The following is a 12,973-nucleotide window of genomic DNA, read 5'->3' as shown; positions in this document are numbered from 1 at the left end:
GTTAAAATTTAGTTGTTAATAAATATTATCTATTCTCTTTTGGGGTGCAAAATTATAAAAAAACTGGTAAATATAAATATCAAATGTATCTGTCACTAATATTTTTAACACATTTTTACCGCATATTTTTGTTATTAACCTTTATTGATTCGATTTATGACAATTTATAACTTTTTCCATGTAAAAAACAAGAAAATCATCAAATTGACACGTGTCAACCTGATGATTTGATTAATCTCAATAATTAACGCTAACCTTATCACTCCTTGCGCCTTACAAGCTGGCGGAGGGAGAAATCGTCGCGGTAGGCAATCTCGATTTTCGTGAAGCCGAGGGCACGGAGCTGTGGGATGAGGAGGTCTGTTGCGGAGACCTTGGCGGTCTCGATGACTGCCTGCTGGGCTGAGTCTGGGAGTTCTGTCCATGCGCTCTCCTTTGCCTGGCGCACCATCTCTTGGTACTGCTCGTAGGTCAGTCCCTTGCCGAGGAGCTGCTTCTCCTGCGACTCGTTCTCATGGTCCACGGTGCATGCCGTCTCCACGATTATCGGGTCGGGCAGGATTATGCGTATTGTCTCGCCGTCGGTGCGTACATTACGGCTGTCCACCCGTCCGAGGTCGATGTATGCCTTGTAGGTCACGGTGACAGGAATCTTCGCCTCTGTCTTGCCGAGTGGCAGGTCGATGGTCTTGTCTATGCCGAGGGCTTTAAGGGACAGCTTGTTCTGTGAGGTGTAGGTCATGGTCTTCTTGCTCTGCGCCTCTGCGGTGTAGAGCCGCGAGTGCTGGCGGACGGTCTCGATGACGGCATCCTGTGTGGCGGCTTCTTCCTGTGCTCTCTCTTCAGGATTGGCATTGCTGCATGCCTTCATGCTGAGGATTGTCATGAGGGACAGGACAACTGCTGTAAGGATGAGATAGACTGTAAGTTCCTTGGATTTCATTGGGATGGTTAATGGGTTATGGAGGGTTATTTCATGATTTAACATGAGGCATCATGTTGTATCATGGGGAAAATCATGACGAATCGTGATGTCCCATGAATTTTCATGACACATCATGTCCTATTAAGCGAATAAGTTTCCCCAGTCGTAGCTGCCGGGCTTCATGGTGATGTGGATATCGGCATCGAGGGGCTTGATGCGCACCACACCGGGTGCGATTTCGTCAGTAACGGTGAACGTATGCCAAGGAGTGCGGGAGAGTATGGCAAAGGCAGTGGCACCGCCTTCTATGACAAGTTCTGCAGGGAGGACGGCATCGAGCATGGCGCAGCATACTTCTGCCATTGTCTGGCGCAAGTAGACGGCGGCATCCTTGCCTGGGCGGACCTCCTTGTCGCCTATGGTGAGTACGGCACTGCCTGCCTTTGTGTAGCGCGGCAGTATGGCTTCTGTCCATGAGGATGCGTCGGCGCGCTCATAGAAGACGTCCATCGGCATTGTCTCGACAGGCATTCCGAGGTCGAGAGCCTTGCTCTGTGTGGAGCCGCGGACGACAATCATCGGTGAGGAAAGGGACAGTGGGGAGGGTTTCTCAAGAGGTTCATGAGGCTCTTTGTTGAAAAGTTGCTCCACAAGGGAGCAGAACAAGTCTGCCGCACCGGCAAGGAGCGTGTCGCCGGCGGTGAGTGCGGAAGCTACGGCGCGGTCTATATCGGTCTTGCTTTCGGCATTTGCGAAGGGCAAATCGGGGAAGCGTTCCGCCACGCTGCTTGTCACGGCAGGGAACTCAGGGTCAAAGCGGAAGTCGGTTTCCGCTATCGGTGTGCCGTTGACATAGTATGTTCCGTCCTTTATTATGCGGCCTTTTGAGGGGTTGGCTGGAACGTAAAGCGCACGGTTGTAAGGGCTGTTGTCAAGTATTGCCTGCAATTCCTCGCAGACATTTCCGCGCAGGGCGGAGTCTGTCTTGCGGAAGATGAGTTTCCTTTCGTCACCGTCGGTGCACGGGAAAGCCATGACCGCCTTGGTGACCTCTACCGTCATGGCATAAGCCTCGGCAGCGGTGACGGAGCGTGCGTCGGTGGCAAAGACAATGACATCCGTGCCTTCCTCTATGGAAGAAGGTACGGATGTCGTGAGAGTTGTGCTCAGGCCGTAGCGGTGAGCCATACCGGCGATTTCCGCCGCGCCTGTGATGTCGTCAGCAATAACGTAGAGCATGGGTTATGGATCAGTTTGGTCTGTATTGTCAGGTCTGTCATTATTGTCATTATTGCCAGTAGTGTCAATAGTGTCATTACTGACAGTATTGACCAAAACTGACAATAATGATAACCCTTTACGCAAGTCTCTGGCGGCGTGTTATCGCCATCTTTGTCGCATACTCAATGGAAGAGATGAGAGCGTCCTCGGCAGCGACACCTTTTCCTGCCACATCAAAGGCTGTGCCGTGGTCGACGGACACGCGAATGATAGGGAGTCCGAGGGTGATGTTCACACCTTTCTGTGGCAGCATCTTGCCTGTCGCTGCGTCCCAGTTGAATCCAACGACCTTCAAAGGTATGTGTCCCTGGTCATGGTACTGTGCCACGACACCGTCATATTTGCCGCTCTTTGCCTTCGCAAACACTGAGTCCGGCGGCACAGGACCTTCAACATTGAAGCCACGCGCCTTGAGTTCCTCCACGGCAGGGATGATTTCCTTCGCCTCTTCCCAGCCGAAGAGTCCGTTCTCCGAGCAGTGTGGGTTAAGTCCTGCTATGGCAATGTGCGGATTGTCGATGCCAAACTGGCGGCAGGCGTCGTCAATAAGTTCATAAACCTCTATGATACGCTCCTTCTTGCAACGGTCGCAAGCCTCGCGGAGCGATACGTGTGTGGAGACATGAATCACACGCATAGGACCGTCGGCAAGGAGCATGGCATACTTCTTCGTGTTGGTGAAGGTGGCGTAAATCTCTGTGTGCCCGTCGTAATTGTGACCTGCAAGGTGTATCGCCTCCTTGTTAAGCGGTGCTGTGCATGTGCCGTCAACCTCGTCGGCCATGGCGAGTTCGATAGCTTTGCGCACGTATTGGAAGGCAGCATTGCCACACTGCACCTGCACTTCGCCGAACTTGAATGTGTCAAGGTCTATGAGGTCGAGGTCGTAAACGTCGATTGTGCCATGCTCGAACTTGGCTTCCTTGACGTCGGCAATGGCGTTCACGGAGAGCGGTTGGTCGAGTTTCAGGAGGTCGATGGCGAGGCTGATAATCTTCGCATCGCCTACGACGAGTGGCTTACAGAGGGAATATGTCTCTTTGCGGGCGAGGGAGCGGACGCAGATTTCAGGTCCTATGCCGGCAGGGTCGCCCATGGTTATTGCTAATATTGGTTTCATGGTGTGGTTGTGGTTTTTTAGTTGGATTTGACATGATGAATCATGAGTCATCATGTTGTATCATGTCGCATCATTATTAATTCTTCAGCACTGCCTCGGCAACTATCTCCGCTATCTTTGCCGCCCCCTTATCAGTCGGGTGGATGCCGTCCTTCTGCATGAGGTTGGAATGTGGTGCAAAGAGAGTGTGGAGGTCGATGAATCCGCACTTGTTCTTCTTCGACAGCTTCTTCAAGGCAGGGACTTCAACAGCGGAAATGATGGAATCATTGATAGTCCATGAAGACTTGAAGGCAGGAATCGGCGAGGCAAGGAAGATGCGCGGTGAGGAAGGCAGTGCACGAAGCTCATCAATCATCTTCTGCACGGCGGCAGGATAAGTCTTCTCAAGCCCATTGCGGTTATGCTCCTTAGTGTCGTTCGTACCGAGCTTTATCACCACAATGTCCGGCTGCCAGTCAAGACAGTCGCGCCAAGCCTTTTCCTTTCGGTAAGGGAGGTCTCCATTGTCTATTGCCGTGCGTGAGCTGACACCGAAGTTTTTTACCACATAGCCTTCTCCGGCGAGCTTGCCGAGGACGGCAGGATAGCCGTTCCTGCCCGCCATGTCAATGCCCATGCCGTCAGTGATGGAGTTGCCCACACAGGCAATCTTCTTCGCTCCCTGCTGCGGAAGACGGAGAGTGTCGAGCCAGCGGAGCAGCTCCACCTTCATCTGTTCGTGGTAAGCGAAGGTCGTGCGGAAGCCGAATCCGTGACCTCCCGACGGCCATGCGAAGAGCGAGCAGTCGTTTCCGGCGTTGCGCATGGCGGAATAATACGCTATGCCGTTTGTCACCGGAGGCACGGCACGGTCGTCACTGGCAAGCAGGATGATGGCAGGCGGAGTGAGATGGCGGCGCACGGCACGGTGGCTGCTCCATTCCTTTATGAGCTGCTCATCATTGAGTCCGTCGCCAAGGAAATTGACACAAGAGCCTTTGTGAGTGACTTTTTGGTCCATGGAGATGACCGGATAGAACAGTATGGAGAAGTCCGGACGCACTGCCATAGGGGCATGGGTGGAGACAGAGGAGGCGAGATGTCCGCCGGCGGAGAATCCCATGATGCCCACTGCGGCAGGGTTGATGTGCCATACCGTGGCGCTGTCCCTCACGGTCTGCATCGCCTTGTAGGCGTCAGTGAGAGGAACCGAGCGGTCGCCCTTAGGCATTCTGTACTGCAGGACACAGTAGGCGACACCGTTCTCGTTGAAGAACGGTGCCCAGTTATGTCCCTCATTCTCCATGGAAAGGTGGGAATAGCCGCCACCCGGGCAGTCGACAATCGCCATTCCTGACGACCGCGGGTGCTCAGGAAGGTAGACAGTCATCTCCGCCTTTCCGTCGTCTGACAAAGGTAATGTCAGTTTGCGTGCTGTCTGCGCCTGTGCCGAAAGGACGGCAGCGAAGGCGAGCAGGCAGGCAGTGAGTCCGTGTTTCATTGGTTGTGGGTTGGAGAGGGGGCATGGTCATCATGATGCATCATGTTACATCATGTGATATCATGATGACCATGATCCCCCCTAATTATTAATAAAGCGCGTTATATATGTCCTTGCAATCCTCTTCGGTGACAGGGCGAGGGTTGTTCTTCAGCAGACGCTGCTGGAGCATTGCTGCCGCTGCCATTGCCGGAACCTCCGACTGTGGGATGTCAATCTCGGCAAGAGTCTGCGGTATGCCACAGTTCTTTGACAATTGTGCCACAAACTCCACGCCGCGGAGAGCAGTCTCCTCGTCAGTCGCGCCCGGCTCACATCCGCAAGCGACAGCCACGTCGGCATATCTCTTGGCATTTGCCTCCATGTTGAACTTCATCACCGTAGGCAGAAGGACGGAGTTGGAGAGGCCGTGGCTCTTATGGAACATGCCGCCCACAGGGTAAGCTAGGGCGTGTACAGCTGCCGTATTGACAGGTCCGAGACCGAGACCGCCGTACATCGAACCGAGGAGCATTGCCTCGCGGGCCTCCATGTCCTTACCGTTCTTGACGGCACGCTCAAGGTTCTTGGCAATAAGCTCTATGCCTTTCAGGGCGTACATGTCCACGCATGGGTGGGCAAACTTGTTGGTGTAGACCTCGATGCAGTGGGTCAGCGCGTCCATACCTGTCTCGGCGGTGATGCGCGGAGGCACTGTAGCGGTGAGCTGTGGGTCAAGGTAAGCGACGTCGGCAAGGAGGAAATTGGAGATTATGCCCTTCTTTCCGTTGTCCGTCTCGTCGAGGAGAATGGCGTTAGGGGACACCTCCGAACCTGTGCCTGCTGTCGTAGGAGCGCAGGCAAACCATACTCCGCGCTGCTTGACGAAACCGATGCCGTAGCATTCCTCGATGGTCTGCTCGGTGTGCATGAATGTAGCGACAAGTTTTGCAACATCCATCACAGAGCCGCCGCCGATGCCTATCACGGAGTCCGCACCGAATTCCTGCGCCTCCTTGAGTATGCGCTTGAAGTCGTTGACGGTAGGTTCGCCGAGGATTTTTGTCTCGACCATGGTCTTCACCCCACCCTCTTCGAGGTGCTTGATGACCGGTGAGATGAGCGGGAGTATCGGGTCAGCGGTGAGAATGAAAAGGTTTTTCAGTCCGGAAGCGAGGTATTCCTCGCACATCTTGTTCATGCAGCCGGTGCCGAAGACGATGCGCTGCGGCTGCTTAAGTTCTATTGGGTTCATTGTTTGTTGTTTATTTAGTGGGTTTAGGATTAAGGGTTGATGGTTCAGCATCATGATTTATCATGGTTAAACATGTTGCATCATGATGCAGAACCACTATCTCCAACCTTGATTAATTAATTCTTCCTTGACTTCAGCCAGCCCCACAGAGTGAGCTCCTCGTCAATCTTTTCGCCCTTGAAGAAGAAGGACGCCACATAGCCCACGACAAGGACAATGATGTGGCTGTAGACGCCGAGCATATACTTGGAGTGGGTGTAGTTCCACGCGCCGAGGTCGAGAAGCGCCTGCTTTGAGCCGTCAGGCATCTTCTGCGGGGAGGTGAGCATTGCATAAGCGGTGAACAGGATGCAGACGGCAAGACCGACATACAGTCCTTGCTTGTTTGTCCTTTTGCTCAGCAGACCGAGGAGGAAGATGCCCACGATGCCGGCGGAGAAGATGGCATAGAAACTGAAGATTGTCTCAAGAACCGCGCCACCGTTGCTCTGCACATAGAGGATTGCGATACCTATCGCGCCAAGTCCTGCAAGGACAACTATCCAGCGGCCGAAGATGAGTTTCGTCCTGTCACTGACATCCGGCTTGAAGCGCACAAGATAGTCCTGCACGGCGATAGCCGAAAGGCAGTTGAGGTCGGAGTCGAGCGAGGAGATTGCCGCCGCCGCGATTGCCGCAATGATTATTCCGCGCACGCCCATAGGGAGCTGTGTGGAGATGAAATGCGGGAAGACGGCATCCGGTTTCATGCCTTCCACGGCAGCATCCGGCGCAAGCTGATAGTAGGCGAAGAGCAGTGAGCCCACGAACATGAACATCGTCCACACGGGAACGGAGAGGAACACGCCGATGAAGGCTGCCTTCTTCGCCTCGTGGTCGCTCTTTGCGGTCAGGTAACGCTGCACGATTGTCTGGTCTGTGCCATACTTCTGCAGGGCGTAGAAGATGCCGTTGAACACCATCACCCAGAAGGTTGTCTCGACAAAGTCCCACTCAAACGGCCCGACACCTATCTTGCTGACCTCGTAAGGTCCGACATTTGTCGTGGCATTCCATACCGTGGAGAGTATCTCTCCGGAGGTTATGTCCGTGCCGTAAGGGAAGAGGAGCATGACAACGCAAAGGAGTCCGCCGCCGATGAGCAGTCCGCCCTGCACCACATCCATCCAGATTATCGCCTCCATGCCACCGAGGAAAGTGAGCAGGATTATCGTCACACCGAGGACGGCGATGATGATGTAGATGTCGATGTTCATGAACGCCGCCAGCGCCATTGAGACAAGGAAGAAGACGGAGCCCATCTTCGTGAAATGGGTGAGGATGAACGCCACACTGGAATAGTAGCGTGCCAAAGGTCCGAAGCGTCGCTCGAAGTACTCATACGTGGAGAGTCGGATGACCTTTCGGAACAGAGGCACAATGATTCCTATGCAGCAAACCAAGATGCAGGGCACCATAAGTCCCTGCACAAGGAGTATCCAGTTGCCGCCGTAAGCCGCTCCCGGATAGGCGAGGAACGTCACACTGCTTATCAGTGTGGCGAAAATACTCATTCCTACCGCCCACACAGGCACCTTTCCGGAGCCTGTGAAGTAGGTGGAAGTGTCCTTCTGCCTGTGGGCGAAGAACACGCCCATGCCTATGGCAAGAAGGATAGAAAGGACTACGATGGCGTAGTCCACCCAGTGAATGTCTGCCATAACTCCGCCAATTTTACTCGTTGGTGATTGTCATGGCTTTCTCTGCGACAGCCTTCTCCTCGTCCTCGGAGAGGCGTGTGAGCGGCATGAGCATGTCAGGGGTGCACAGCCCGCGTGTCTGCATCATGACCTTCAGTGCTGTCAGCGACTGTCCGAGGGTGCGTCCTGCCTGGTAAATCTTGGCGATTTCGTTTGTCTCGTCCTGCAGGCGGTTGGCAGTCTCCATGTCGCCTGTTACGGCTGCGTCATAAAGTTCCTTGAACATTCCCGGCACGAAGTTGCCTGTGGAAGGCACAATACCGTTGCCGCCGAGTTCCAGAGAGCGTGCCGACTGTGCCGCCCATCCGCAGAAATAAGCGAAATCGTCCCTGCCCTGAGCGATGGCGATGCACTTCTCCATGCGCTCCATGTCGCGCTCTGAGTCCTTCAGACCCACGATGTTCGGGTGGTGGGAAAGGCGTTCGATGACATCGACCGGGATGGACATGTGTGTCGTCGCCGCAATGTTGTAGAGCATGAGCGGACCTTTTATGGAGTCCGCAAGCTTTGTGTAGTAGTTCTCCATCTGCTCCGGAGTAAGCGCGTAATAGCTTGGCAGTGTCGCCACGATGACGTCCGCGCCCGATGCACTGTAATATCCTGCCTGCTTGAGCTGCTCTATGAAGCAGTTGCCGGTCAGTCCGGCATAGATTGTTATCTTGCCTTCTGCGGCGTTGACGGCAGTCTCGATGAACGCCTGTCCGTCGATTGTGGACACGGAGTTTCCTTCTCCCGTGGTGCCCATGAGCAGCGGGCTTACGCCTGCCTTGACGAACGACTTGATGATTCTCTCCACTGCTTCCTTGTCCAGGAATCCGTTCTTGGTCACCGGTGTCACCATAGGGACAACCACACCATTGTACTTGCTACTGTTCATGTTTTCTTGTAGTTTTGTTAGTTTGTTTGATTATGTTTTGTTTTTCGATTGTCTCAGCTTTTTGTTTCAGGTATCTGCAAAGTTAATAAAATATTTTGTATTGTCAATGATTTTCCATGTTTTTTTGGATTGAAAGGGGAAAATGTTGTTTTTTCAATCCGGCAAATTGTCAAGTTTTCTGTTTGACAAACTGCCAAGTTGGCAAGTTGATGACCTGTCGGATTGCTGTCATTTCCCTGCCTTATAGAGCTGCCAAGAGTTGATGATGTTGTGCCAGATGCTGTAGCATCCGCCTACGACGGAGGTAACGGGATTGAGGAACATGAGGCCGAGCCAGATGACAAAGACGGTGTTCTTCTGCCCGAAGGCCTGTCCTGCAGTGATTGCGCTGCGCTCTTCCGGAGGTATGGGTTGTGAGTTATGGGTTTGTTGCGGATAGCGTCTGCCTATCATCCTACCGAGAGCAAACTGGACTATGCATGCCACAAGGGAGACGAGGGACAGCCACAGGAGCAGGGAAAGGGCGATATGGCTGTTGTATATGGTGCGCACGGTCACTGTGATAGCGAGTGGAAGGGCTATGAGCCAGAGGTAGAAAGGGAGGTCGGGCACACTGAGGAGCTTTGCGCAGAGCTTTTGGCAATAGTGCCTTATGATGATAGCGAGGAGCAGTGGGCATAGGAGCAGGGGGAACACTTGTCCCATTATGAGGAACAGTTCGGTGAAGAAGTCCATGCCGGCGTGCGGTTCCACGAGTGGCAGGAAGGCGGGTGCGAGGATGCTTACCATAAGGTTGCAGAGGAGGATGTAGGTCACTATGCCTGACATGGAGCCGCCGAGTTTCCGCACAATGACTGCCGAGGCGGTGGCTGTGGGGCAGATGAAGCATAGCATCGCGCCCTCAAGGAGCAGTTTTGCTTCCCCGGCAATGGTAGTGGGCAGCAGGGTGCAGGCACAGGCGGCGAGGGAAAGGAGTGCAAAGATTCCGCCTTGTGTGAGCAGGAGAATGCCGTGCCAGCGGTGGGGCTTGAGGTCGTGGGGGCTTACTCTGAGGAAGGAGAGGAAGAGCATGACGAAGATTAGCGACGGCTGTACCAGTCGCGTTATGGTGGCGTAGAGCATCCTTTCGCCCTCTGTGTCGAGGGGAAGGGCACGGAAGAGGTAGTAGGCAAGCACGCCCATAATCATTGCGATGGGGAGCTTGAAGGAGCGGAGATGGTTCATGAGTGATTTTTGAAAGTCAGTACTGTCAGTAATGACAATAGTGTCAGTATTGACCGGGAACAGTGGTGTCAGTATTGACAGTTCTGACAAGATTGACAGTATTGACATTGACAACACTGACAGAAAACAACAACCGCCCGGACTGTCGTCACGGGCGGTCGGTAGTTATAGAGTTGTTCCCTTCATGGGATTAGTCAGCGAGTTTTGCCTTGATGAACTCACGGTTCAGGCGTGCGATGTTGGCGATGGACTCGTTCTTAGGACAAACAGCCTCGCAGGCACGAGTGTTTGTACAGTTGCCGAAGCCGAGCTCCTCCATCTTCATCACCATTGCCTTTGCGCGCTTTGCTGCCTCAGGGCGTCCCTGTGGGAGGAGGGCGAGCTGGCTCACCTTAGAGGACACGAAGAGCATTGCCGAGCCGTTCTTGCAGGCAGCGACACAAGCACCGCAGCCGATACATGTGGCGCAGTCCATTGCCTCGTCAGCGTCCTGCTTAGGGATAAGGATAGAGTTGGCGTCCTGAGCCTGTCCCGTGCGGATAGATGTGTAGCCACCTGCCTGGATAATCTTGTCGAAGGCGTTGCGGTCCACCATACAGTCCTTGATTACAGGGAAGCCTGCCGAGCGCCAAGGCTCTACGGTGATTACGTCACCGTCGTTGAACTTACGCATGTAGAGCTGGCATGTTGTTGCTCCGCGCTCTGTCTTTCCGTGCGGTGTGCCGTTGATGTAGAGTGAGCACATGCCGCAGATACCCTCACGGCAGTCGTGGTCGAATACGAATGGTTCCTTGCCGTCATTGATGAGCTGTTCGTTCATCATGTCGAGCATCTCGAGGAATGATGTGTCGTCCGGCACATTCTTCATCAGCTGCTCTTCGAAGTGTCCCTGGTCCTTTGGACCGTTCTGCTTCCAGAATTTTACTGTTACAGTTATATTCTTTGCCATTGTTATTCTAAGGTTGTGGGTTGGGAGTTTTTTTTCTCTGATGCAACATGATGAATCATGGTTCGACATGTTCTGTCATGAAGTCATGTTGCATCATGATTAACCATGATTCATCATGTAGCATCAGAAAAAAACTCTCACCCTGAGATTATTAATTCTTGTAGTTACGTGTCTGTACCTTTATTATCTCGTACTCGAGAGGCTCTTTTGAGAGTTCGGGAGCTGTCTCGTCGTTGTTCCGGTACTCCCAGCAGCCGACATAGAAGAAGTTCTCGTCGTCACGCTTTGCCTCACCTTCCTCTGTCTGGTGCTCCTCACGGAAGTGTCCGCCACAGGACTCCTCACGGTGGAGGGCGTCGTAAGCGACAAGCTCACCCATAAGGATGAAGTCACGGAGGTGGATAGCCTTGTCAAGCTCAACGTTGAGACCGTCCTTTGTTCCCGGCACGAACAGATTGGTATTGAACTCCTTACGCAACTCCTTGAGCATCTTCAGACCTTCCTCGAGACCCTTCTTTGTGCGTCCCATGCCGACATGCTCCCACATGATGTGACCGAGTTCCTTGTGGAGAGAGTCCACAGAACGCTTGCCCTTGATGTTGAGGAGACGCTCCTGCTCTGCGTCGACAGCCTTCTCAGCAGCCTCAAACTCAGGCATTTCGGTAGAGAGGCGTGGCCAGATAGCCTGGTCGGCGAGATAGTTCTGGATTGTATAAGGAAGAACGAAATAGCCGTCGGCAAGACCCTGCATGAGGGCAGACGCACCGAGACGGTTTGCTCCGTGGTCGGAGAAGTTGCACTCGCCGATGGCGAAGAGTCCCGGAATGGTTGTCTGGAGCTCGTAGTCAACCCAGATACCGCCCATTGTATAGTGTATGGCAGGGAAGATCATCATCGGATGATAGTACTCTACGCCGTCCACAGTCTGTGCAAGCTCGCCCGGATTGACGTCGGTGATTTCCTCGTACATGTCGAAGAGGTTGCCATAACGCTGGCGTATCTCATTGATACCCAGGCGCTGGATAGACTCGGAGAAGTCGAGGAACACGGCGAGACCTGTGTTGTTGACACCGAATCCGTGGTCGCAACGCTCCTTGGCAGCACGGCTGGCAACGTCACGTGGCACGAGGTTGCCGAAGGCCGGATAGCGGCGCTCGAGATAGTAGTCGCGGTCCTGCTCAGGAATCTCATAGCCCTGCTTTGTGCCTGCCTGGAGAGCCTTCGCATCCTCTATCTTCTTAGGCACCCAGATACGGCCGTCGTTACGCAGAGACTCTGACATAAGGGTCAGCTTTGACTGGTTGTCGCCGTGTACAGGGATACATGTAGGGTGAATCTGCACGTATGAAGGGTTTGCCATCATCGCACCCTTGCGGTAGCACTGGATGGCTGCCGTGCAGTTACAGCCCATGGCGTTTGTGGAGAGGAAGTAAGCGTTGCCATAACCACCTGTGGCGATTACCACGGCATTGGCTGAGAATCTCTCGAGCTTGCCTGTGACAAGGTTCTTGGCAATGATACCGCGAGCGCGTCCGTCGATGATTACGACATCCTCCATCTCGTAGCGTGTGTAGAGACGGACCTTACCGTCGTTAACCTGCTTTGAGAGAGAAGAGTAGGCACCGAGGAGGAGCTGCTGGCCTGTCTGTCCCTTGGCATAGAATGTACGTGAAACCTGCGCACCACCGAAAGAGCGGTTTGCAAGCATACCGCCGTACTCGCGTGCGAAAGGAACGCCCTGGGCTACACACTGGTCGATGATGTCATTGGACACCTCGGCAAGGCGATAGACGTTTGCCTCGCGTGCACGGTAGTCACCGCCCTTCACTGTGTCGTAGAACAGGCGATAGACGGAGTCACCGTCGTTCTGATAGTTCTTAGCGGCATTGATACCACCCTGCGCTGCGATAGAGTGCGCACGGCGCGGTGAGTCCTGGATGCAGAAGTTATAGACGTTGAAGCCCATCTCGCCGAGTGATGCGGCAGCACTGGCACCTGCCAGACCTGTTCCGACAACGATGACGTCGAGCTTCAGTTTGTTCTTAGGGTTGACCAGGCGCTGATGAGCCTTGTAGTTGGTCCATTTCTCGGCTACCGGTCCTTCTGGTATTCTTGAGTTTAATTGCTTAGCCATTGTTTTC

At 53.7% G+C, this 12,973-nt stretch carries 10 protein-coding genes; all 10 read right to left on the bottom strand.

What is annotated here, in order from left to right:
- Positions 1 to 259: 259 nt before the first annotated feature.
- The 10 genes from E5358_RS10140 to E5358_RS10095 all read right to left on the bottom strand — a co-directional run bounded on the left by E5358_RS10140 (position 260) and on the right by E5358_RS10095 (position 12,966).
- Entirely contained in the window at positions 260 to 988 is a 729-nt protein-coding gene (locus tag E5358_RS10140) for a DUF4230 domain-containing protein (RefSeq protein WP_135940075.1), read from the bottom strand.
- Between the two features lie 78 nt (positions 989 to 1,066).
- On the bottom strand, positions 1,067 to 2,164 hold the full coding sequence (locus tag E5358_RS10135; protein WP_135940074.1) for a four-carbon acid sugar kinase family protein: 1,098 nt from the start codon (positions 2,162 to 2,164) through the stop codon (positions 1,067 to 1,069).
- Positions 2,165 to 2,282: 118 nt separating this feature from the next.
- Positions 2,283 to 3,326, bottom strand: a complete 1,044-nt coding sequence (gene pdxA, locus E5358_RS10130; RefSeq protein ID WP_277821250.1) for a 4-hydroxythreonine-4-phosphate dehydrogenase PdxA — start codon at positions 3,324 to 3,326, stop codon at positions 2,283 to 2,285.
- Positions 3,327 to 3,402: 76 nt separating this feature from the next.
- Positions 3,403 to 4,809, bottom strand: coding sequence for an acetylxylan esterase AxeA1 (gene axeA1 / locus E5358_RS10125; RefSeq protein WP_135940073.1), 1,407 nt, complete (start codon positions 4,807 to 4,809; stop codon positions 3,403 to 3,405).
- Between the two features lie 88 nt (positions 4,810 to 4,897).
- On the bottom strand, positions 4,898 to 6,043 hold the full coding sequence (locus tag E5358_RS10120; RefSeq protein ID WP_135940072.1) for an iron-containing alcohol dehydrogenase: 1,146 nt from the start codon (positions 6,041 to 6,043) through the stop codon (positions 4,898 to 4,900).
- Between the two features lie 116 nt (positions 6,044 to 6,159).
- A complete protein-coding gene (locus tag E5358_RS10115; RefSeq protein WP_135940071.1) occupies positions 6,160 to 7,743 on the bottom strand; it encodes a sodium:solute symporter family protein in 1,584 nt (527 codons plus the stop codon).
- A 13-nt stretch (positions 7,744 to 7,756) separates the two neighbouring features.
- The gene (locus tag E5358_RS10110) at positions 7,757 to 8,659 is read right to left on the bottom strand and encodes a dihydrodipicolinate synthase family protein (RefSeq protein WP_135940070.1); all 903 of its coding nucleotides are present in this window, start codon (positions 8,657 to 8,659) and stop codon (positions 7,757 to 7,759) included.
- Between the two features lie 228 nt (positions 8,660 to 8,887).
- The gene (locus tag E5358_RS10105) at positions 8,888 to 9,991 is read right to left on the bottom strand and encodes a transporter (RefSeq protein ID WP_135940069.1); all 1,104 of its coding nucleotides are present in this window, start codon (positions 9,989 to 9,991) and stop codon (positions 8,888 to 8,890) included.
- Positions 9,992 to 10,073: 82 nt separating this feature from the next.
- Positions 10,074 to 10,832, bottom strand: a complete 759-nt coding sequence (locus tag E5358_RS10100; protein WP_135940068.1) for a succinate dehydrogenase/fumarate reductase iron-sulfur subunit — start codon at positions 10,830 to 10,832, stop codon at positions 10,074 to 10,076.
- 151 nt (positions 10,833 to 10,983) lie between these two features.
- Positions 10,984 to 12,966: a fumarate reductase/succinate dehydrogenase flavoprotein subunit gene (locus E5358_RS10095; RefSeq protein ID WP_135940067.1), complete on the bottom strand. Its 1,983-nt coding sequence runs from the start codon at positions 12,964 to 12,966 to the stop codon at positions 10,984 to 10,986.
- Positions 12,967 to 12,973: the final 7 nt, after the last annotated feature.

The organism is Palleniella muris (genome assembly GCF_004792655.1).
GTDB classification, from domain to species: Bacteria; Bacteroidota; Bacteroidia; order Bacteroidales; family Bacteroidaceae; genus Prevotella; species Prevotella muris_A.
The sequence above is the reverse complement of the archived record's forward strand: the minus strand, read 5'-3'. Positions and strand labels throughout refer to the sequence as shown.